27 protein-coding genes and 1 other RNA gene are annotated in these 20,909 nt (G+C 67.8%); 13 read left to right on the plus strand and 15 right to left on the minus strand.

What is annotated here, in order from left to right:
* The first annotated feature begins 10 nt into the window (after positions 1-10).
* The 4 genes from dapF (at position 11) to ACMT1E_RS06955 (ending at position 3,657) form a co-directional block, all read left to right on the plus strand.
* Entirely contained in the window at positions 11-817 is an 807-nt protein-coding gene (gene dapF / locus ACMT1E_RS06940; RefSeq protein ID WP_414902982.1) for a diaminopimelate epimerase, read from the plus strand.
* Entirely contained in the window at positions 814-2,022 is a 1,209-nt protein-coding gene (gene mtaB, locus ACMT1E_RS06945; RefSeq protein WP_414902984.1) for a tRNA (N(6)-L-threonylcarbamoyladenosine(37)-C(2))-methylthiotransferase MtaB, read from the plus strand. The genes dapF and mtaB overlap by 4 nt, the downstream gene beginning before the upstream one ends.
* Positions 2,019-2,969 (plus strand): signal recognition particle-docking protein FtsY, encoded by a 951-nt coding sequence (ftsY, locus tag ACMT1E_RS06950; RefSeq protein WP_414902986.1) that lies wholly within the window; start codon positions 2,019-2,021, stop codon positions 2,967-2,969. The genes mtaB and ftsY overlap by 4 nt, the downstream gene beginning before the upstream one ends.
* A 109-nt stretch (positions 2,970-3,078) precedes the next feature.
* Positions 3,079-3,657, plus strand: coding sequence for a septation protein A (locus ACMT1E_RS06955; RefSeq protein ID WP_414903304.1), 579 nt, complete (start codon positions 3,079-3,081; stop codon positions 3,655-3,657).
* A 60-nt stretch (positions 3,658-3,717) separates the two neighbouring features.
* On the opposite strand, the gene ACMT1E_RS06960 is transcribed toward ACMT1E_RS06955, so the two are convergent.
* The gene (locus ACMT1E_RS06960; protein ID WP_414902988.1) at positions 3,718-4,338 is read right to left on the minus strand and encodes a superoxide dismutase; all 621 of its coding nucleotides are present in this window, start codon (positions 4,336-4,338) and stop codon (positions 3,718-3,720) included.
* 117 nt (positions 4,339-4,455) lie between these two features.
* Positions 4,456-5,502, minus strand: a complete 1,047-nt coding sequence (pspF, locus tag ACMT1E_RS06965; protein WP_414903306.1) for a phage shock protein operon transcriptional activator — start codon at positions 5,500-5,502, stop codon at positions 4,456-4,458.
* A gap of 171 nt (positions 5,503-5,673) precedes the next feature.
* On the opposite strand from pspF, the gene ACMT1E_RS06970 reads away from it, so the two are divergent.
* From ACMT1E_RS06970 to ACMT1E_RS07005, 8 genes are all read left to right on the plus strand, one after another.
* Positions 5,674-5,835 (plus strand): hypothetical protein, encoded by a 162-nt coding sequence (locus ACMT1E_RS06970; RefSeq protein WP_414902989.1) that lies wholly within the window; start codon positions 5,674-5,676, stop codon positions 5,833-5,835.
* A 119-nt stretch (positions 5,836-5,954) separates the two neighbouring features.
* Positions 5,955-6,632 (plus strand): phage shock protein PspA, encoded by a 678-nt coding sequence (gene pspA, locus ACMT1E_RS06975; RefSeq protein ID WP_414902991.1) that lies wholly within the window; start codon positions 5,955-5,957, stop codon positions 6,630-6,632.
* A gap of 4 nt (positions 6,633-6,636) precedes the next feature.
* Positions 6,637-6,906 carry an envelope stress response membrane protein PspB gene (pspB, locus tag ACMT1E_RS06980; RefSeq protein ID WP_136161584.1) on the plus strand — a complete coding sequence of 90 codons (270 nt, stop codon included), beginning with the start codon at positions 6,637-6,639 and terminating at the stop codon, positions 6,904-6,906.
* Positions 6,906-7,286 carry an envelope stress response membrane protein PspC gene (pspC, locus tag ACMT1E_RS06985; protein ID WP_414902993.1) on the plus strand — a complete coding sequence of 127 codons (381 nt, stop codon included), beginning with the start codon at positions 6,906-6,908 and terminating at the stop codon, positions 7,284-7,286. The genes pspB and pspC overlap by 1 nt, the downstream gene beginning before the upstream one ends.
* Before the next feature lie 75 nt (positions 7,287-7,361).
* Entirely contained in the window at positions 7,362-7,685 is a 324-nt protein-coding gene (locus tag ACMT1E_RS06990; RefSeq protein WP_414902995.1) for a hypothetical protein, read from the plus strand.
* A 26-nt stretch (positions 7,686-7,711) separates the two neighbouring features.
* Positions 7,712-7,960 carry a hypothetical protein gene (locus tag ACMT1E_RS06995; protein ID WP_414902996.1) on the plus strand — a complete coding sequence of 83 codons (249 nt, stop codon included), beginning with the start codon at positions 7,712-7,714 and terminating at the stop codon, positions 7,958-7,960.
* 41 nt (positions 7,961-8,001) lie between these two features.
* Complete coding sequence (locus ACMT1E_RS07000) at positions 8,002-8,235, plus strand: hypothetical protein (RefSeq protein WP_414902998.1); 234 nt, start codon at positions 8,002-8,004, stop codon at positions 8,233-8,235.
* A 60-nt stretch (positions 8,236-8,295) separates the two neighbouring features.
* Positions 8,296-8,700, plus strand: a complete 405-nt coding sequence (locus tag ACMT1E_RS07005; RefSeq protein ID WP_414903000.1) for a SufE family protein — start codon at positions 8,296-8,298, stop codon at positions 8,698-8,700.
* Here the strand turns inward: ACMT1E_RS07005 and ACMT1E_RS07010 are convergent.
* The 3 genes from ACMT1E_RS07010 to ACMT1E_RS07020 all read right to left on the minus strand — a co-directional run bounded on the left by ACMT1E_RS07010 (position 8,691) and on the right by ACMT1E_RS07020 (position 10,394).
* Positions 8,691-8,990: a (2Fe-2S) ferredoxin domain-containing protein gene (locus ACMT1E_RS07010; protein WP_414903002.1), complete on the minus strand. Its 300-nt coding sequence runs from the start codon at positions 8,988-8,990 to the stop codon at positions 8,691-8,693. The genes ACMT1E_RS07005 and ACMT1E_RS07010 overlap by 10 nt on opposite strands.
* Positions 8,987-9,523, minus strand: coding sequence for a J domain-containing protein (locus ACMT1E_RS07015; RefSeq protein WP_414903004.1), 537 nt, complete (start codon positions 9,521-9,523; stop codon positions 8,987-8,989). The genes ACMT1E_RS07010 and ACMT1E_RS07015 overlap by 4 nt, the downstream gene beginning before the upstream one ends.
* A gap of 73 nt (positions 9,524-9,596) precedes the next feature.
* Positions 9,597-10,394: an LD-carboxypeptidase gene (locus ACMT1E_RS07020; protein ID WP_414903006.1), complete on the minus strand. Its 798-nt coding sequence runs from the start codon at positions 10,392-10,394 to the stop codon at positions 9,597-9,599.
* A 49-nt stretch (positions 10,395-10,443) separates the two neighbouring features.
* On the opposite strand from ACMT1E_RS07020, the gene ACMT1E_RS07025 reads away from it, so the two are divergent.
* Positions 10,444-11,853, plus strand: coding sequence for a glutamate ligase domain-containing protein (locus ACMT1E_RS07025; RefSeq protein ID WP_414903008.1), 1,410 nt, complete (start codon positions 10,444-10,446; stop codon positions 11,851-11,853).
* Here the strand turns inward: ACMT1E_RS07025 and rnpB are convergent.
* From rnpB to ACMT1E_RS07075, 10 genes are all read right to left on the minus strand, one after another.
* An RNA gene (rnpB, locus tag ACMT1E_RS07030) (RNase P RNA component class A) lies at positions 11,851-12,214 on the minus strand. The two genes, ACMT1E_RS07025 and rnpB, sit on opposite strands and share 3 nt — an antisense overlap.
* 10 nt (positions 12,215-12,224) lie before the next feature.
* Complete coding sequence (locus ACMT1E_RS07035; RefSeq protein ID WP_414903308.1) at positions 12,225-12,857, minus strand: N-acetylmuramoyl-L-alanine amidase; 633 nt, start codon at positions 12,855-12,857, stop codon at positions 12,225-12,227.
* A 143-nt stretch (positions 12,858-13,000) separates the two neighbouring features.
* Entirely contained in the window at positions 13,001-13,843 is an 843-nt protein-coding gene (locus ACMT1E_RS07040; protein ID WP_414903010.1) for a CheR family methyltransferase, read from the minus strand.
* Positions 13,840-14,952, minus strand: coding sequence for a chemotaxis-specific protein-glutamate methyltransferase CheB (gene cheB / locus ACMT1E_RS07045; RefSeq protein WP_414903012.1), 1,113 nt, complete (start codon positions 14,950-14,952; stop codon positions 13,840-13,842). Before cheB ends, ACMT1E_RS07040 begins: the two co-directional genes overlap by 4 nt.
* Positions 14,953-14,959: 7 nt before the next feature.
* Positions 14,960-15,328 carry a response regulator gene (locus ACMT1E_RS07050; protein ID WP_414903014.1) on the minus strand — a complete coding sequence of 123 codons (369 nt, stop codon included), beginning with the start codon at positions 15,326-15,328 and terminating at the stop codon, positions 14,960-14,962.
* Between the two features lie 64 nt (positions 15,329-15,392).
* On the minus strand, positions 15,393-15,836 hold the full coding sequence (locus ACMT1E_RS07055; protein WP_414903016.1) for a chemotaxis protein CheW: 444 nt from the start codon (positions 15,834-15,836) through the stop codon (positions 15,393-15,395).
* Entirely contained in the window at positions 15,836-18,181 is a 2,346-nt protein-coding gene (locus tag ACMT1E_RS07060) for a chemotaxis protein CheA (RefSeq protein ID WP_414903018.1), read from the minus strand. The genes ACMT1E_RS07055 and ACMT1E_RS07060 overlap by 1 nt, the downstream gene beginning before the upstream one ends.
* A 55-nt stretch (positions 18,182-18,236) precedes the next feature.
* Complete coding sequence (locus tag ACMT1E_RS07065; protein ID WP_414903020.1) at positions 18,237-18,896, minus strand: histidine phosphotransferase family protein; 660 nt, start codon at positions 18,894-18,896, stop codon at positions 18,237-18,239.
* Positions 18,897-18,968: 72 nt separating this feature from the next.
* Complete coding sequence (locus ACMT1E_RS07070; protein WP_414903022.1) at positions 18,969-20,477, minus strand: malonate--CoA ligase; 1,509 nt, start codon at positions 20,475-20,477, stop codon at positions 18,969-18,971.
* Between the two features lie 41 nt (positions 20,478-20,518).
* A complete protein-coding gene (locus ACMT1E_RS07075) occupies positions 20,519-20,905 on the minus strand; it encodes a Mov34/MPN/PAD-1 family protein (protein WP_414903023.1) in 387 nt (128 codons plus the stop codon).
* Positions 20,906-20,909 lie beyond the last annotated feature (4 nt).

Raw genomic sequence — 20,909 nt, forward strand, 5'->3', positions numbered from 1 at the left:
ATCGCGCGCCATGCGCTTCGCGTTCCACAAGATGCACGGGTTGGGCAACGACTTCGTTGTCGTCGACGCGCGCGTGACTGCGTTTCCGGTCGATGCCGCGCTGGCACGTGGCATCGCCGACCGCCACCGCGGCATCGGCTGCGATCAACTGATCCTGCTCGAACCGGCCCGCGACGCCGACCTGACGATGCGGATATTCAACGCCGACGGCAGCGAGGTGGAGGCGTGCGGCAACGCCACGCGCTGCGTCGCCGCGCTGGTTGGCGGGGATGTCGCGATCGCGACGGCCGGGGGCCTGCTCCACGCCAGCGCGGCAGGCGGCGGCGCCAACGTCGACATGGGTGGACCCCGCTTCGACTGGGATGGGATCCCCCTCGCCTACGCGATGGATACGCTGACCATGCCGGTCGGCTGGGAGGGACTGGCGCAGCCGGCGGCGGTCAATGTCGGCAACCCGCACGTCATCTTCTTCGTGCCCGATCTCGACGCGGTCGATCTGGCGCGGCTCGGCCCGCTGATCGAGCATGACCCGCTGTTTCCGCAGCGGATCAACGTCAACGTCGCGCAAATGCTCGCCCCAGACCATATCCGGCTGGCGGTGTGGGAACGCGGCGCCGGACTGACCCGCGCCTGCGGAACCGGTGCCTGCGCCACCGCCGTCGCCGCGATCCGGCGCGGGCTGGCCAGCGGGCCGCTGACCGTGACCCTGCCCGGCGGGCCGCTGGTTATCGACTGGGTGCCCGGTGGACGTATCCTGATGCGGGGGCCGGCCACGCACGTTTTTTCCGGCGAGGCCGACACGGACGCTTTTCGATGAGCGTCGAGACGATCACCCTCGGTTGCCGGCTGAACATCGCCGAGAGCGCGGCGATGCGCGCGGTTGCCGCCGATGCGGGCGATCTGGTCATTATCAACAGTTGTGCCGTCACCCAGGAAGCCGTGCGCCAGACCCGCAAGGCGATCCGCCGGGCCCGGCGCGATCACCCCGCCGCCCGCCTGTTCGTCACCGGTTGCGCGGCGGAGCTGGACCCGCAGAGCTTTGCGGCGATGCCGGAGGTGTCGCGCGTGCTGGGGCTGGCCGACAAATTCCGGCGCGACAGCTATACTTCGGAGCCCCTGCCCGCGCCTTTCGCCCCGACGGTGCCGGCCGACAGCGACCATGCCCGCGCCTTCGTCGCGGTGCAGAATGGCTGCGACCACCGCTGCACCTTCTGCATCATTCCCCATGCGCGTGGCCCGGCGCGCTCGTTGCCGGCCGGGGCGGTGATCGATACGATCCGCGAGCTGGTCGCCAGCGGGCGGCGGGAAGTCGTCCTGACCGGCGTCGACCTGACCAGCTATGGTGCCGATCTGCCGGGCCAGCCGACGCTCGGCGCGCTGGTCGCCCGCATTCTGAAACTGGTCCCGGAGCTGCCGCGCCTGCGCCTCTCATCGTTGGACCCGGTCGAGATCGATCCGCTGCTGCTCGACCTGATCACCGGCGAGCCAAGGCTGATGCCCCATCTTCATCTGTCGTTGCAGGCCGGCGACGATATGATCCTGAAACGGATGAAGCGGCGCCACGCCCGCGCCGACGCCGTCGCGCTGGTCGCACGGGTCAAGGCCGCCCGGCCGGAGGTGGCGATCGGCGCCGACATCATCGCCGGCTTCCCGACCGAGACCGAGGCGATGTTCGCCAACAGCCTGGCGCTGGTTGCCGACTGCGCGATCGTTTTCGGCCATATCTTCCCCTATTCGCCGCGCGCCGGCACCCCGGCGGCCCGGATGCCGCAAGTCGCGCCGGAAGTGGCGCGCGCCCGCGCCGCCCGGCTGCGCGCGGCCTGCGACGCCCAGCGCGCGGTTTGGCTCGACGAACTGGCCGGCACCACCCAGGCCGTGCTGGTTGAGCGCGACGGTATGACGGGCCATGCCGGCAATTTCGCGCGACTGCGTCTCGATCGTCCCGCGCTGCCCGGCACAGTCGTGGCTGTAACGGTCGACGGGCGCGATGGAGACACGCTGTTGGTACGGGAAGCGGCATGAGCGGATTACGCTGGCATGAGAAGCTGATCGGCGGGTTCCGGCGCACGTCGGACCGACTGGGTGAGAACCTGACCGGTCTGTTCACACGGACGACGCTGGACAAGGATACGCTCGACGAGATCGAAGAGGCGCTGATCGTCTCCGACCTTGGCCCGGCCACCGCCGGCAGGATCCGCGATCGGCTGGCCGACGACCGCTTCGAGCGCGGGCTGGACGAGGCCGGCGTGCGCCAGGTCGTTGCCGACGAGATCGCCAAGGTACTGCGCCCGGTCGCCGAACCGCTGGAGGTCGACGCCTTTCCCCGGCCGCAGGTGATCCTGGTCATCGGCGTCAACGGGTCCGGCAAGACGACGACGATCGCCAAGCTCGCCCACCTGTTCCTGGAACAGGATTACGGGGTGATGCTCGCCGCGGGCGACACCTTCCGCGCCGCCGCGATCGGTCAGCTCAAGGTCTGGGCGGAACGGATCGGCGTGCCGATCGTCACCGGGCCGGAGGGCGGCGACGCCGCCGGGCTGGTGTGGGACGCGGTCAAGCAGGCGACGGCGACCGGCATCGACGTGCTGATCGTCGACACCGCCGGCCGTTTGCAGAACAAGCGCGAACTGATGGACGAGCTGGCCAAGATCCGTCGCGTTCTCGGTCGGATCAACCCGGAGGCGCCGCACGATGTCGTCCTCGTCCTCGACGCGACGACCGGCCAGAACGCGCTGTCGCAGATCGAGGTGTTCCGGGAAGTCGCCGGGGTCACCGGGCTGGTGATGACGAAGCTGGACGGCACCGCGCGCGGCGGCGTGCTGGTCGCGGCGGCCGAGAAATTCCAGTTGCCGATCCACGCGATCGGTGTCGGCGAAGGCATGGATGACCTGCGGCCGTTCGATGCCGACGAACTGGCGCGGGCGATCGCCGGCGCCGATCCCCAGCCAGCCGGCAAAGCCAGCGGCTGATCCGCGTGGAGCTTTCGGCCGCGTCGGCGGTTGCCGCCCCATTCCCCCGTTCAAGGAGCCAGTCTTGACCACGCCTACCCAGAAGGACCCGATCTCGCCCGGTCTGCGCATGGCGCTGGACTTCGGGCCGCTGGCGACCTTCTTCATCGCCAACGCGCTGGCGCCGGAGCCAAAGGTCATGAAGGTGCTGGTCGCGACCAGCGCGTTCATGGTCGCGACCGTGGTCGCGATGCTGGTGTCGTGGATGAAGGCGGGCCGTATTTCGCCGATGCTGTGGATTACCGGCGCGCTGGTCGTCGTGTTCGGCGGGCTGACCGTTTGGTTTCACGACGAGACGTTCATCAAGGTCAAGCCGACGATCGTCTACACGATGTTCGCCGTCATCCTGGGCTACGGCCTTGCCACCGGCCGCCCGCTGCTGCGAATGCTGCTGGAAAGCGCTTATCCGGGGCTGGATGATACCGGCTGGCGCAAGCTGACCATCAACTGGGCGCTGTTCTTTCTCGCGATGGCGGTGCTGAACGAAGCCGTTTGGCGGACCCAGAGCTGGGATTTCTGGGTGGCGTTCAAGCTGTGGGGTGCGGTACCGCTGACCCTGCTGTTCGCGATCGCCAACATTCCGATGCTGCTGAAACACGGCTTGCGTGAGCCGGATACGAAGGCGCCGCCGCTACCGCCGGAAGGCTGATCGGCAAAAAAGACGGGCCGGGGAAGGCGGTGTCCGCCCTCCCCGGCCCGCGTTCTTCGTTCAGCCCTGCTGGTCGGCGCGGCTGACGCCCTTGCCGTCCAGATTTTCCGCGACGAAGTCCCAGTTGATCGCGTTGGCGAGCAGCGCGTCGACATAGCCTGGCCGGGCGTTCTGGTAGTCGAGGTAGTAGGCGTGCTCCCACACGTCGAGGGTGAGCAGCGGGGTCAGTCCGTGGACCAGCGGCGTGTCGGCGTCATGCAGCGACGTGATCTTCAGCGCGTCGCCGTCCAGCACCAGCCAGGCCCAGCCGCTGGCGAAATGGCCGACTGCTTCGTCCTTCAGCGCGGCGCACAGCTTTTCGGTCGACCCGAACGATGCGTCGATCTTCTTCTGCAGATCCGCGTTCGGCGTCTTCTTCTCCGGGCTGAGGCCCAGCCAGTAGAAGCTGTGGTTCCAGATCTGCGCCGCGTTATTGAACAGGCCCTTATTGCCCTTGTCCTTCGCCGCCTTGATCACGTCCGACAGCGACGCGCCGGTCAGACCGGCATCGCCGACCAGGCTGTTCGTCTTGTCAACATAGGCCTTGTGATGCTTGCCGTGATGGAAATCGAAGGTCTTCTCCGAAATCACATCGCCGAAAGCGGTCTTGGCGTAGGGAAGGTCCGGAAGGATGAAAGCCATCGTCTGATCTCCTGTCATCTGGCTGGCGGGCGAGTCCGCGTTCGTCATCGCTGCTAACGCATCGGGCCGCGAAATGTCCCGTGCTATCTTTGCGAACGGGTCGCAGATACGGCGGCGTTACGATGCCGCTTCGGTGCCGCTTAGCGCGTGCTTGCGCATCGCGTGGCGTAGCTGGTCATAGGTCAGCGCCAGCGTCTTGGCGGTCAGCCGCTGATTGTACCGGCAGCGTTGCAGCGCCGCGCTCAGAATCTTCTTTTCGTAGGCATCGCAGGCGGCGCGGAAATCGCCGATTTCATCGATCGTGATGTTCATTTCGACCGCCGGGGCGGCCGCCCCGTCCGTGGGTGCCGGGCCACCGCCTTGCGGGCGGGCGGCGGCGCCCTCCGGCGCCCAGGGAGAATCGAACGGATCGAACTGGATCGCGTCGATCGCCCGTTCGGGATGATCCCAGCGATAGGCGGCGCGCTCGACGACGTTGCGCAATTCGCGGACATTGCCGGGCCAGCGATGCGCCTGCAGCGTCGCCATCGCCATGTCGGAGAAGCCGGGCCAGCGCGACCAGCCGAGTTCGGCCGCCATCCGCCGCCCGAAATGTTCGGCCAGCACCGGCACATCGCCTTCGCGAGCGCGCAATGGCGGCAGGGTCACCACCTCGAACGACAGGCGGTCGAGCAGGTCAGCGCGAAACCGGTTCTGGGCGACAAGCGCAGGCAGATTTTCGTTGGTCGCGGCGACAATGCGTACATCGACCCGTACCGGCCGCGACGCCCCGATCCGCGTCACCTCGCCATATTCGACCGCGCGGAGCAGGCGTTCCTGCGCCGCTGCCGACAGCGTGCCCAGCTCGTCCAGAAAAAGCGTGCCGCCATGCGCTTCCTCGAAACGCCCCGCCCGCGCCCGCGCCGCGCCGGTGAAGGCGCCCGCCTCATGCCCGAACAGTTCCGCTTCGATCAGCGTTTCGGGTAGCGCGGCGCAGTTCATAACCACAAGCGGCCCGTCCCAGCGCGGACTGAGGCGGTGAAGGCGCTCGGCAACCAGTTCCTTGCCGGTGCCGCGCTCGCCGATCACCAGCACCGGCCGGTTGAGCGCAGCCGCCCGGCTCGCCCGCTCGACGGAGTCCAGGAAGGGCAGCGACTGACCGATGAACGCGTCTTTCCGATCCATGCCGGGATATGGTGACATTTCCCAACTATTGGCAACAAAAATTCATCGCTCTCACGATTCAAACATAAAAAACGGCGGAAATCCGTGCGCGCCCAATTCTGGCACGGCCAATGCTTAGAACAGGTCGAACCGCCTGGGCGACCGGCGGCACCAAACACAGGGAGACCGATAATGTTCAAGGGTTATGAGATCAGCAAAGCCACATCCGTCCTGCTCTGCACCGTGCTGTTCAGCGCCACCTGCGTGCTGAGCGCGGTCGGCCCGGCCGGTGCCGCCGGTGCGGCGGCGATCGATGCCGCCCATGCATCCCCTGTCGTCGCGCCGCTGGCATGACGACAGGCCCCGCCGGGATGAGCGTGATGCCCCCCTCACGCGCGCTCATCCCGGCACCCCGCCTGCACAGGGCGGATACCCCGCAACCCCAACCGCGTTTCAGTTTCAGGAGCCATACGATGGGAATCTTCTCGCGCACCCGTGACATCATCGCCGCCAACGTCACCGATCTGCTCGATCGGGCGGAGGACCCGGCGAAGATGATCCGCATGATCATCATCGAGATGGAGGAGACGCTGGTCGAGGTTCGCGCTTCCGCAGCGCGGACGATCGCCGACCAGAAGGAGATGCGCCGCCATATCGTCAAACTGGGCAGCCTGCAGGACGGCTGGACGGAGAAGGCGGAACTGGCGCTGTCCAAGGGCCGGGAAGACCTGGCAAAGGCCGCGCTGGTCGAAAAGCAGAAGGCCCGCGACATGGCCGAACAGATGGAAGCGGAGATCAAGCTGCTCGACGATGCGCTGCACGCGTCGGAAACGGACATCGCCAAGCTTCAGGCCAAGCTGCGCGAGGCGCGCGCCCGCCAGAACGCGATCGTCACCCGCATGGAAAGCGCCCACAACCGGCTGAAGCTACGTGAGGCTTATGCCGGGCCGAAGATCGACGAGGCATTCAGCCGCTTCGAACTGCTCGAACGCCGCGCCGACCTGGCCGAGGGGCGCGCCGATGCCGCCGGTTTCGGCGCCGCGCCAAAGAGCCTGGAGGAGGAAATCTCCGAGCTGCGCTCCAACGACAAGGTCGAGGCAGAGCTGGCCGCGCTGAAGGCCAAGGCTGCCGGCCAGCCGCAGGAGGGCTGATACGATGGAGGATATTCTCGTTCCGATCTTCGTCTGCGGCTTCCTGTTCGTGGCGATGCCCTGGCTGATCCTCCACTACGTGACACAGTGGAAAAAAGCCGGCGGCATCACCCGTGAGGACGAGCAGTTGCTCGACGAACTGCACGAAATGGCCCGCCGGCTCGATGAGCGGATGAACTCGATCGAGCGGATCGTCGCCGCCGACAATCCCGGCATCGACCTGCGCCGGCCCGCGCCGGATTATCTCGAAACCAAGATCAGGGGAGACCTGTGATGAGCGCCAGCCGCACCAAATTCTATCTCGACAAGCAGAACGCCAAATGGCTGGGCGTCTGCGCCGGGATCGCCGACTATACCGGCATAGACGTGATGTGGGTGCGTATCGGCACGGTGCTGCTCACCCTGATGGGCGGCTTTCCGTGGACGCTGCTTGCCTACTGGCTAGCCGCCTGGATGGGCACGCCGAAACCGCTCGGCCTGTACAGTACGGCGGAGGAGGCGAAGTTCTGGCAGGGGGTCCGCACCTCGCCGGCCCGCTCCACCCGCGACGTTCGCGCCCGCTTCCGCGATATCGACCGGCGGCTGGCCGACATGGAACTGTACTACACCAGCCGTAACAGCCGGCTCGCCGACGAGATCGACAGCCTGCGCTGATCGAAGCGGCCCGGCGGTTCGTCGAAACCGGATCGCCGCCGCCGCGAAGCGGCTGACAAGAAACAGGGAAAGCCCATGACCGACAAACTTCTTTTTCTCCAGCAAATGGCCCCGTTCATTGCGGTCATGACCGCGCTGTGCGTCGGCGGCTGGGCACTCACCACCTGGCTGCGCGTCCGCCACGGCTATCCGCTGGAAAACAGTTGGGGCAAGGCGATCTACCCGCGCAAGGATGAGGAAACGCAGGAGCGGATCAAGCTTCTCACGCAGGAGAACGCCCAGCTCCGCGCCGAGTTGGGCGCGATCAAGGACCGGCTCGCCAATGTCGAGCGGATCGTCACCGATAGCGCCCATAGCCTTGCCCACGAGATCGAGGGGTTGCGCGGCATCGCCAACTGATCCGCGAACCGACAGGGAGAAGACCCATGAATCCGTTCGAAATGGTCGTGCTGATCGTCGCGATCACCGCCGTCGCCAGCGTGTTGCGCGCCCGATACGGCATCGGCAGATCGCGCGGCGGCCGGCAGGATATAGCCGTGCCGGATGCGGAGGCCAGCCGGATGCGCGATGAGATCCGCGCGTTGAAGGACCGCGTCGCCGTTCTCGAACGGCTGGCGACCGACGACAACAACAGCCTGGAGCGCGAGATCGAACGCCTGCGCGACAAGGCCTGACCCCGTCCCGATTTACCCGATCACGAGCAGAGGCCCATGCCATGAACGATCCCGTGATTCTCGCCACCATCGCCGCCAGCAGCCTGGCCGGGCTGGGGCTGGTTGCCACCGCCGCGCTGCGCGGCTGGCGCGGCTGGCTTGACCTGAAACGGATGGAAATTCAGCACCGCGCCGAAGCGACGTCGCCACCCACCGCCGGCTCACGCATCGAGATCGCCGACCTGAAGGAGCGCATCCGCAAGCTGGAAGCGATCGCCGCCGGCGTCGACCTGTAACCTTCGTCCATTGCCACGGTGGGGGTGACGACGGCGGCGGCCAGCGCTAAATGCGCCGACATGACCACCCTGCCCGATGTGCTCGCCGACTACGAGCTGCTCGAACCGGACGACCGCTATCGCCAACTCATCGACCTCGGTCGTGCGCTGGAGCCGATGCCGGAGCCGCTGAAAACCGACGCGACACTGGTGCGCGGGTGTTCGGCGGCGGTGTGGGTCTACCCGACCCGCCTTGCCGACGGGCGGCTGCATTTCCTGGCCGACAGCAACGCCGCGATCACCAAGGGTATCATCGCGCTGGTCCTGCTAACCGTGCAGGACCGCGCACCGGCAGAGATCGCCGCGACCGACATTGCCGCCGTGCTGGCGCCGTTCGACCTGCGCAACCAGCTCAGCTCCAATCGAACTCAGGGCATTCCCAACATGATCATGCTGATTCAGGCGACGGCGCAGCGCTACCTCTGATCCGGCCGCCCGGCGACAAGCGCGGCGATATCGGCGCCGGGCCGCACCAGCAGCCATTCGCCCGGCCGACGTGTGTCGACCACGGTCACCGCGCCCTTCGGGCAAACGCCAAGGCAGCAGGTCTCGACCACGCCAAGTGGCGCTTTACGCCCTTTGCCACCGATCGCCTTGCGCAACAGCTTTGCCAGCCGCGCCTCGCCGCGCGGGCCGAAACCGCCGTCCAGCCGCTTCGAACATTTGCGACAGACCAGCAGCGCGCCCTGCCAGTCGGAACGGACCGACGCCTTCACGCCGGTCGGCGCTCCTCTGCCCGACGCAGCACCTCATAGGCTGCCTGGATTGCCTGAAAACGGACCGCCGCCTCGGCGTCGCCGGGGCGGATATCGGGGTGATTCTCTTTGGCCAGCCGCCGCCACGCCGTCTTCACCGCTTCGAAATCGGCGTCGACTTCCAGATCGAGGGTATCGAGGGCCCGCATCTCGTCGCGGGACCGGCTGCCGTCGCCCGGCCCGGCCCAGCCGTGATGCGCGCTCTGCCGGTATCCACCGGCGTCGCGGCGCTCGTCCGCTTCGCGCGCGGCAGCTTCCTCGGCGCTCAAGCCCTGAAAATAGTCCCAGCCGGCATTGTATTCGGCGGCGTGACGTTCGCAGAAATACCAGCGTTCGCGGCTGTTCGGGGCCTTGGGCGCCGGCCGGTCGCCCGGTTCCTCGCAACCAACGCGATCGCACAGGCGAACCGTCGCCGCTTCGCGCTCCGAACCATAGGCGCGCCAGCGGGGAAAACCCCAGTCGAGGGATCGGGTTGAGCGTGGGGAACGGGCCATGACCCGCAAATAGGTGCCACGCCGCGCTGCGCAAGCCAAGGGTGGTGCCGATTCCGCCTGAAGCGGACAAACTCTAGCGACCGAACGGCACCACCTTGTTGGCGCTGTCATGGCCGATGTCGGCGCGGCCGAGGAACGGGATGCCGGATACCCGGCACCAATGCTCCGCGATCGCTACTTCGTCCATGCCGAAATCGACGTCATTTTCCGGGATCTGGCTGCACCGGCCCAGACGGATTCCGGCGACGCGGCGGATGCCGGGGTGGGCGGTGATCTGTGCCAGCGCCCGGTCAATCCGGTAATGATACTCGCTCACTTCTTCCAGCAGCAGGACATGACCGCTCAGCTCCGGTTGCCACGGCAGGCCGATCAGATGAGCGAGGATGGTGATGTTGAACGCCGCCTTGCGACCGGGCGATGGTTCGCAGGCGGCCGCGCGTCCGTCGACCAGCCAGTCGAGCGCGCGGGCCACCGCTGCCTCCCCGCCCCGCCGGTTCAGATCCGCCGGCATCGGGCCATGGGCGACGCGGCTGCATCCTTCGGAATAGAGCGCGCCAAGCAGGGTGCCGGCATCGCTATAGCCCATCCACTGCTTGTCGCGGGCGACGCCGGACAGGCGGGGCAATACCGCCTCGACGATCCGGCAGGCGCCATAGCCGCCGCGCGCGAACCAGATCGCGTCGATTGCCGGGTCGTTGGCATATTCGACCAGCGCGTCTGCCCGCGCCGCATCCGGCCCGGCGAAATGGCCGTGCGTCAGGTAGCATTGCGGGTGGATACGCAACTCCGCCCGACCGCCGACCAGTTGATGGAGCTGTTCCGCCATCTCCGGGGTGATCGGGCAACTGGGTGCCACAATTCCGATCCGCATCGCCGCTCCCGCGCTTGTCTGCTTCCGCGAAATCCGTGATAGCGCGGCGATGAGCGCACACAAATCCTACTTTTTCTGCGGCATCGGCGGTAGCGGCATGCTGCCGCTCGCGCTGATCCTGCGCGCCGCCGGCCACCGGGTCAGCGGCTCCGACCGGGCGCTCGATCAGGGCCGCACCGCGCCGAAATTCGCCTTCCTCCGCGCTCAGGGCATCGCCCTGTTTCCGCAGGACGGCAGCGGCGTCACCGACGCGGAGCAGATCGTCGTCGCCTCCGCCGCGGTCGAGGATACGGTGCCGGACATCGCCCGCGCGGTGGCGCTCGGCTGCGCGCGGCTGACCCGCGCCGCCTTGCTGTCCGACCTGTTCAACGCCAGCGCGCAGGGCATCGCCGTCGGCGGCACCAGCGGCAAGTCGACAACGACCGGAATGATCGGCTGGATCTTCCACGCCCTCGGCCGGCGACCGACGGTGATGAACGGCGCGGTGATGAAGAATTTCGTCACGCCCGACGCGCCGTTCGCCAGCGCCCTTGTCGGGGATGGTGACACGTTTGTCAGCGAGGTCGATGAAAGCGACGGCTCGATCGCGCTCTATGCCCCTGCGATCGCGGTGCTGAACAACATTTCGCTCGACCATAAGTCGCTCGACGAGCTGCACGTGCTGTTCGGCGACTTCACCCGTCGTGCCCGCCGGGCGGTCATCAACCTGGACGATGCCGGAGCGGCGGCGATCGCGGCTGAGATGCACGCCGACGCGCTGCTCGGCGTCGGCTTCCACGCGCCCGCCGCCCGTCTCGCCGCCAGCGCGCTGGTCGAGGAGCCGGCCGCCGTCAGCTTCACCGTCACCGACCGGGAAACCGGCGTAAGCGCCGCCGTCCACCTCGCCGTCCCCGGCCGTCACAACGCCCAGAACGGCCTGTGCGCGCTCGGCGCCGCCGTCGCCGCCGGCATATCGCTGGCCGACGCCGCCGGGGCGATTGCCGACTTTACCGGCCTCAGCCGGCGGATGGACATCGTCGGCACCGCCAACGGCGTTACCGTCATCGACGATTTCGGGCATAATCCGGACAAGATCGCCGCTACCCTGTCGGCGCTCCACGCCTTTCCCGGCCGACTATTGCTGTTCTTTCAGCCGCACGGCTACGGGCCGCTGCGCCTGATGGGCGACGCGCTGGTCGATACCTTCGTCAACCATATGGGCGGTGACGACGTGCTGCTGCTGTGCGATCCAGTCTATTTCGGCGGCACCGTCAACCGCGACGTCGGCAGCGAAGCGATCGTCGACGCCGTCAGCACCCGCCGCCGTACTGCCGAATACCATTCCAGCCGCGCCGCCTGCGGTGACCGACTCGTCGCCCTCGCCCGCCCCGGCGACCGTATCGTGGTAATGGGCGCGCGCGACGACACGCTGTCGGCCTTCGCCGCCGATCTGCTGCGACGGGTCGGCGGGAAGGAATAGGCCAGAGGGTCTGTAAGCCGGGTTCTGTCCACCCCTTGCGGGGATGGGCGACCATTCCTCTAGGACCGGCATTGCTGCCGGCCTCAAGCAACCAACCCGGACGGCGGGCCGGAACAGGCCCGTATGCCATCCCTATTCGGTTTTGCTCCCGGTGGGGTTTGCCCTGCCGTTCCCGTTGCCGGGCCCGCGGTGCGCTCTTACCGCACCCTTTCACCTTCGCGTGGCCGAAGCCGTCGCGACCTGCTCTCTGTGGCACTGTCCCTGGGGTCGCCCCCGCCGGGCGTTACCCGGCACCGTCGTTCCGTGGAGCCCGGACTTTCCTCCCGCGTGCAAGCACGCCGGCGGCCGCCCAACCCTCTGGCCCGGCCCTTCTAGTCGTCGCCGCGCGGCTTGGGAAGCAGCAAGGCGAGCAGGATGGCGCGGCATTCGCCGTCGATCTCGCCGTCGATCAGTTCGGGGCGGAACCGCCGCTGGAACGCCACCACCGCCGCCAGCTTGTCGGTCACGTCATAACCGAACCGCTCCAGCGCAAGCAGGAAGCCGGCCTCGGTCCAGTTCGGGTCCATCAGGTTCTTCGTCGGCCGGGGTAGCGCCAGCCGCAGCCGTGCCAGCCGTGCCCATGGAAACAGCTCGCCGGGGTCTTGCTTGCGGGTTGGCGCGATGTCGGAATGGCCGACGACATTGCCGCGCGTGATCGCATACCGGTCCTTGATCCCGGCGACCAGCGGGATCAGCGCGTCGATCTGCTCCTCGGGAAACGGACGATAGCCGAATTCATGGCCGGGATTGACCAGTTCGATGCCGACGGAGGCGCTGTTGATGTCCGAAACCCCGCGCCAGTGCGATGCGCCGGCATGCCATGCGCGCTTGTCCTCGGTGACCATGCGCAGCACCTGCCCGTCCTCAGTCACCAGATAATGCGCGGAAACCTTGGCCGTCGGGTCACACAGCCGCGCAATCGCCGACGCGGCATCGGCCATGCCGGTATAATGCAGCACGATCATTGAAACAGGCAGCGTGCGATCGTCGAAATTCGGTGACGGCGTCTCGATCACGTCAACCACGCGCCCTGTTCTCCCTCGCCCGTTCTTGCCCCCGGGGCACCCGCCGCACAAACGGGGGCTACGTCAAGTCTTTCCTGCGCAGCTCAGGCCGCCCGCGTCGCCGCCTGCGGACCGGACGGGCGGTACAACCCCCTGATTTCAGGGTCGGAAACGAACGTATCGGTCTGGCCGACCACGGTTTCCCCGGCGCCGAGCATCAGCAGCCCGTCCGGCGCGATCGCCGCGTGAAGCCGGTCGAACGCCACGCGCCTGCGCTCTGCGTTAAAATAGAACAACAGGTTGCGGCACAGGATGATGTCGGCTTTGCCGGCCAGCGGCGCCGGGTCGAGCAGATTGTGTTCGCGAAAGCGGATGCGCCCGGCCAGCTCGCGCCTCACCCGCCAGTGCGCGCCGTCCTGCTCGAACCAGCGTAACATCTGGCCGACCGGCAGGCCGCGCTGGATTTCGAACTGGCTGAACCGGCCGTCACGGGCCTGGGTAACGGCGCCATGGGAAATGTCGGTCGCCAGCAGGTCGATCCGCCACCCGTCCCATCGCGTCCGCGCCTCGGCGAACTGGATCGCCAGCGAATATGCCTCCTGCCCGGTGGAGCAGCCCGCACACCAGATGCTCAGCCGTCGTTCGGCCGCACGCCGCGTCCGCATCCGGTCCAGCCCGGCGGTCGCCAGCAGTTCGAATACCGCGCGGTCACGGAAAAAGGATGTTTCGTTGTTGAGCAGCGCCTCGACAACCAGCCCGGCAAGCCGTTCGTCCCGTCGGCCGATCAGCGCGGTCACCAGTTCGGCGAGGCTGCCAAGGCTCCGTTCGCGCAGCAGTGGCTTCAGCGCGGTTTCCACCCGCCACAACCGGCTTTCGGCCATCTGCTGCCCGCTATGCTGTTCCAGCAGGTTGGCGAGGAAACGCAGCGTGGCGGGGGCCGCGCTCATGCGGTGACCGTGGCGGCGCGCGCGCGCCGGACCAGCGTTTCAGCGATCTGAGCCGGCGGCAGAATCGCGCAGGCCAACCCCGCAGCGGCGGCGGCACCGGGCATTCCCCAGACGACGGCGGTGTCGCGGTTCTGAACCAGCAGATCGGCGCCGGCATCGGCCAGCACCCGGCCGCCGACCACACCGTCGCGCCCCATGCCGGACAGCACGACACCGACGGCAGCCGCGCCATAGGCGGCGGCAACCGAATCGAACATCGGGTCGACAGACGGCATGCAGCCGCTGTCGGCCGTACCGTCGACGATATGCGCGGCGGCGCGGCCGGATGTCAGACGAATACCCAGATGCCCTTCGCCCGGCGCGATAAGGATTTCGCCTCGGCGCAAGCGGCGCCCTTCGGCGGCGACGGCGGCGGGCCGCCCGGCAATCTCCTCGATCTGCGCGGCGAAGAAGCTCATGAACGCCGGCGGCAGGTGCTGGGTGATCAGGATCGGTGCGTCGAAATCGGCCGGCAGCGCCCGCAGCAGATCCGACAGCGCATGCAGCCCTCCGGTCGATGCGCCGATCGCGACGCAGGCGACCGGCCCGGAAGACAGCGGCCGCATGACCAGCGGCACTTCCGCCACCCCGTCGGTCAGGCCATGGCCGGTGCGCGCCGGGGGCCGGGCGTGACCGATACGGATCAGTCGTTCCGCCAGCACCTCGGCGAAGCGCCCGCCGAACGACCCGGCACCGGGCTTGGCCAGTGTATCGGCGGCGCCCAGGGTCAGCGCCCGTATCGTCGCCACCGCGCCTTCTTCGGCCGATGACGAGACGATCAGCACGCGCGCCCCCCTGCTCGCGGCAAGCACGGCGGGCAGCGCGGTCAGCCCGTCCATGCCGGGCATTTCGATATCGAGCAGGATGATGTCGACCCACGCGCCCGACAGATAGGCGAGCGCGCCGTCGGCGCTCGACACGGTCGCGGCGATTTCGAATTCCGGCCGTGCCGCGATCATCCGGGTGAACACCGCGCGGGCAACGGCGGAATCGTCGACGATCAGCAGGCGGATCGGCCGTTGGCCGCGCAAACCGGTGGGGCCGGTGCCGGATGCCGCCGCAAGCGCCATGTCCGGATCAGGCCAGGCCGACGATCTGCAGCTTGCTGGCGAGCGTATCGCGGTCGAACGGCTTCATCACATATTCGTCCGCCCCGGCCTCGATCGCGGCCTTGATGTGGGCGATGCCATTCTCGGTAGTGCAGAAAACGACCTTGGGGCGCCGCACGATGACGTTGCTCTGGCCCAGCGCCTGCAGAAATTCCATTCCAGTCATCACCGGCATGTTCCAGTCGAGCAGCACGACATCGGGCGGTGTCGCCTCGCAATGGGTCAGCGCCTGCTGGCCGTCCTCAGCCTCCGCCACCTCGAAGGACAGCGTTTCGAGGATATGGCGGGCGACCTTCCGGATCACCTTGGAATCATCGACAACCAGACATGTCTTCATGGTATCAGCCCGCGCCCCGTCATCTTTATGCCTTTCGTTTTAAACGGCGTGTGTAAGCGTGGCGTTAAGACGCCTGGGCGAGCGCATCCTCTTCCGGGCCGCCGATCAGCCGCTCCGGATCGACGATCAGCAACGCCTCGCCTTCGAAATCCACCATCCCGGTTACCACCCGCGCCCAGCCGGGCTCCAGCCGGGCACGAACTGGCACCGGCTCCTGTTCGATCACCCGGGCGTCGTCGATCGAACCGACAAGCAGGCCGTAGGGGTGGCCATCGACGGTGACCACAACGGCGCGTGACGTCGGCTTGGCAGGGGGCGGCAGGCCCAACGCCCGGTTGCAGCAGATGATCGTCAGCAGGCGGCTACGGAGCGCCGCCAACCCGATGACATGCGGTGGCGCCAGCGGCACCGGCGCGATCGGGCCGATATCGACCACAGAATCGACCTGGACGGCACGGATCGCAGCCGGTTGCCCGGCGATAGTGCAGAGCAGGAACAGCTTGTCCATCACGCCCTCCGTGCGGCCGAAATGCTGGTCTGGAGCGCCGCGAGCAGTCCGGGGCGATCATAGCGGTAGATGCTGTCGTCCCCCGCCCCGGCCACCGCCGGGCTGGCGCGCAGACGGACGACTGGCGCAGACTGGCCGGTCGGCGCCGGCCCACCCGCCTCGGCGATCACCACGTCGGCGTCGGCGGCGCCGCTGTCACCCGCCAGCGCAACCCGATAGCCCGCCGCCTCGACCAGCGGCCGCAGAATTTCCCGCATCCACGGATTGTCGGCATCGGCAAGCACGCAGAGCGGCGCTGCCTTCGGCGCCTTCCCGCCGCCGTCGATCCCGGCGAACAGCCAGTGCGGGTCGAGCAGTTCGACCGGCTCACCGTCAACCAGCGCGACCCCGGCGACCGGCCCGACGCCTGCCGCCGCCTCTATCCGCGCCGGCAGAGCAACGATGTCCAGAACATCGGCGATCGCATAGGCCAGCTCGGCGGTGCCGTCGTTCAGTCGCAACAGTTTCAGCAACGCCCCGTCCGGCGCCGTGTCCAGCCCCGCCAGCGGCAACAGCCGCCCGTCGATCGCCACCCGCATCCGCCCGGCGGAAAAGCGCACCTGTTCCCCGGCGACATCCTCTACCCGCTCGACCACCGCCAGCCGGATGCCGCGTCGCCCGCCGTCGGTGCCGATGAACAACAGCGTCGGCACGGTATCGATCGTATCGGCCACCTCGACCGGCTCCTCGGCCGCCTGGGCGACGCCGTCCTCCGCCGCAACCCCGGCAACGGCGGCGACGCCGCCGACATCGAGCAGCAGCATCGGCACGCCGTTGTCCGGCAATGATTTTCCGGCATAGACGCCAGTTGCCGCGACCGGAGGCGACGCCGGCTTGATCACCAGTTCCTCATGATCGTGTACCGCCGCCACCCCTAGTGCATAGGTGCTGCCACTGCTCCCCCGCAGCACAATCAGCGTGCGACCGCGCGGCGCGACCTGCCCGTCAAGCCGCAGGACGTCTTCCAGGTTGACCAGCGGCAGGGCACGGCCACGGATTGTCGCCACCGATGCGTTGGCGACCCGGTCGATGCGAATTGTCTCGTTGCTTTCGTGGACGATTTCCTTGATCGCCGATCGCGGAATGGCAAAGGTCTGATTGCCCGCCGTCACTGTCAGCGCCGCGATGATCGTCAGGGTCAGCGGCACGCGAATGGTCAGTTTGAGGCCGTGTCCGGGCTGATTGTCCAGCTCGATCACGCCGCCGATCCGCTCGATATTCGCGCGGACGACATCCATGCCGACGCCACGGCCCGAAATCTCCGTCACCGTCTCGGCGGTGGACAGGCCAGCGGTGAACACCAGCGCGCAGCGTTGCGCCGACGCCATTGCATCCACCCCTTCCGCCGTCACCGCGCCGAGCGCGATCGCCCGCGCCGCCAGCCGGGCCTCGTCGATGCCCTGCCCGTCGTCGGCCACTTCGATGACGATCTGATTGCCGGACTGGCGGGCGCTGACCGTCAGCCGCCCGGTCACCAGCTTGCCCGCGACGCGCCGCCGTTCCGGCGCCTCAATGCCATGATCGATCGCGTTGCGGACGATGTGGGTCAGCGGATCGCGGATCAGTTCGATCATCTCGCGGTCCAGTTCGACGTCGCTGCCCTCGATCCTCAGATCGACCGCCTTGCCCAGTTCCGCCGCCGTGTCGCGCACCATGCGCGGCAAGGCGGAAAACAGCCGGTCGATCCGCTGCATGCGAGTGCGGGTGATCGAATCCCGCATCTCGGCGACGCAACCGGAAAGCCGTTCGAACGCGCCTTCCAGCGCCGGGTCGCCATCGACCTCGCGCAAGCGGCGCGCCAGTTCGTTGCGCGCCAGCACCATGTCGGACACACCGCTCATCATTCGATCGAGCAGGTCAAGCGGCACGCGAATGCTGCGGGCGGGCGCATGGGGCGCGGTGGCAGTCACCGGGCCTTGCGCCGGCGCCACCGGTGCCGCTGTGCCGTCCAGCGCGGCGATCAGCACCATGTCGTCGCCGTCCGGCTCCGCCTCGCCGCTGTCGAGCGCCTCGACCAGCTCGCCGATCCTGTCGATAATGCCGAGGACCGCGCTGACCAGCGCCACGTCGGCAACCCGGTTGCCGGATCGGACAGCGGCCAGCGCGTCCTCCGCCGCATGGCTGAGCCGCGCGAAACGTGGCAGATCCAGAAAACCGCAACTGCCCTTCACCGTGTGGACGAAGCGGAAGATCGAATCCAGCCTGGCCCGGTCACCCGGCTCGGCTTCCCATGCGACGATTTCCCCCGACAGCGCTTCCAGCGTCTCGCGGGTCTCGGCAATGAATTCAACGAGAAGGTCGTCCATGCGGTCCGTCCAGGAAGAACGGCCCGTTGTCGGTTACAACCGGTTAAGGCGAAGTTTACCCGGCTACCGGGGCATCGGCGCGCAGCAACGCACCGAACAGCAGGACCGGCTCCGTCGCGTCCGACACCCGGACATAGCCGCCGCTGGCATGGGCGAGCCGGTGGACCAGCCATGCGGCGGCCGCGCGCGGGGTCAGCGCGTTTTCGTCAACCTCACCTTGCAGGGCGGTCCGCAATTCCGGGTCGAGGACAAGGCGCGGCCCTTCCGCGCGGACGACGATCTCGGTGCCGTCCGGGCCATTTTCCGCGCCAACATCCAGCCGGCCGCCACGGACCAGCGCGTCGCCGCCGATCAGCGCCAGATTGAGCAGAATCTTGATCGCGGTCTTGCTCAGCGTCGGCTCGCCGACCATCCAGCCGATCTCGACCCGCCCTTCCTTGCCGAACAGCCCCTCGATCGCGGTCCGCGCCTCGCGCGTGTCGACCATCTCGCCGAAACCGCCGGCCGCACCAAAGGCGAGACGGAAGAATTTCAGCTTGTTGGCCGATGCACGCGCGCTTTCGCCCAGCAGGTCCAGGCAGCGTGCCCGCATTTCAGGGTCATGCTCGTCGGCAAGCAGTTCGATGCCGTTGTTGAGCGCGCCGACCGGGCTCAGCAGGTCATGGCACAGGCGCGAACACAGCAGGCCGGCGAAATCGACTGGGTTGATGGTCATTCTGATCCCGATAATCCCGCTCGTTGGCCGCTCTTCTGGCGAATACGGGCGCGACATGCAAGGCGGCGGCGTTCAGACCTTCGGCGAGGCACACTCGGCCCGAAGCACGCTCTTCTGCACCTTTCCCATGCTGTTGCGCGGCAGGGCGTCGACGAACAGGATCGTCTTGGGCAGCTTGAACCGTGCCAATCGGGCGGCCAGTGCCTGCCCGATAGCCGCCTCGCTGACCTCTGCCCCCGGCTCGCGGACGATGATTGCGGTCACCGCTTCGCCGAAATCGGGATGCGGGACGCCGATCACCGCCGATTCCACCACCCCGTCCAACGCGTCGATCGCGCTTTCCACCTCCTTGGGGTATACATTCAGCCCGCCGGTGATGATCAGGTCCTTGCCGCGCCCGACGATCTCGACATAACCGTCGGCGCTGATCCGGCCCAGGTCGCCGGTGGTGAAATAGCCGTCGGCGTGCAGTTCCGCCGCCGTCCGCTCCGGCATCTGCCAATAGCCCTTGAACACGTTCGGGCCGCGCACCTCGATCATGCCCACACTGTCGGCGGCGAGCGGGGCGCGGCTTTCCGGGTCGACGACGCGCACCGAAACGCCGTGCAGCGCCGGGCCGACCGTGCCCGGCCGCCGCTCCCCGTCATAAGGGTTGGACGTGTTCATGCCAGTTTCGGTCATGCCGTACCGTTCGAGGATGCGGTGGCCGGTCGCCGCTTCCCACGCCCTGTGAGTGTCGGCCAGCAGCGGAGCGGAACCGGACACGAACAGCCGCATGCCCGCGGTTGCCGCGCGGTCGAGGCGCCGGTCGGCAAGCAGCCGGGTGTAGAATGTCGGCACGCCCATCATCACCGTCGCCCCCGGCAGGGCGGCGAACACCGCGTCCGGGGTGAAACGGGGCAGCAGGCGGACGGCGGCACCGGCGAGCAGCGCGACGTTGATCGCCACGAACAGGCCGTGGGTATGGTAGATCGGCAGTGCATGCAGCAACACGTCGTCGGCGCTGAACCGCCACAGCGCCGCCAGCGCCTCTGCATTGGACAACAGGTTGCGATGGGTCAGCATCGCGCCTTTGGAGCGCCCCGTTGTTCCCGATGTGTAGAGAATTGCCGCCAGATCGCCTCCGGTGCGGACAACATCGGTGAAATCGGCGCTCATCCGTTCAATCCCGGCGGTCAGGCTGCCGCCGCCATCGGCGTCCAGCGTCGCCACCGCCGCCCCGGCTTCGCCGGCCAGCGCCATCGCCTGCGCCTCCGCCGCCGGATCGACGACCAGCAGGCGCGGGCGCGCATCATTCAGAAAATAGCTGACCTCGGCCGGGGTGTAACCGTCGTTCAGCGGCAGATAGACCGCACCGACCCGCAAACTGGCGAGATAGAGCATCACCGCCTCGGCGCTCTTGGCGACCTGCACCGCAATCCGGTCGTCCGGCCCCACGCCCAGCGCGACCAGCCGGTTGGCCAGCCGCCCGCTCGCGGCATGCAGCGCCGCGTAGGACAGTTCCGCCTGCCCCGGACGGTCGAACGCCACCGCCCCACCGGTCTTGCCCGCCCACAACGCCTCGAACAGATTGCCGCTCACCCGCGCGCCCTTTCCATATCCATCCAACCGCTTGCCGTCCGTTACACGACGACCAGCGCCACCGCCACGAAACCGTCGGCCTCCGCCCGCCACAACCGCGCCTCGCCGCCGCCGACGATCAGCCACAGCCGCCCGTCGCCCGCCGCCGCCGCCCGGTCCCGCGCCGACGGAACGGCGCTGCCGGACGGGTGGGAATGGTAATAGCCGGCAATCGGCGGCCCGCCCGCCCGTTCGGCACGGATCGCCGCGAACAGCGCCACCGGATCGATCTCGAAACTGTCGTGCGGTTCGGCGGCGACATTGGCAGTGGGGACATGGGCGGATATGCGGTCCGCGCCGGTCAGAATGCCGCAGACTTCCCGATCCGGCTCCGCCGCCGCCCGCGCGCGAATGTCGGCCAGAACAGCGCTTGAAATCGTCACCGTCATGCCC

This window comes from Sphingomonas flavalba (assembly GCF_047553045.1).
GTDB classification, from domain to species: domain Bacteria; phylum Pseudomonadota; class Alphaproteobacteria; order Sphingomonadales; family Sphingomonadaceae; genus Sphingomonas_L; species Sphingomonas_L flavalba_A.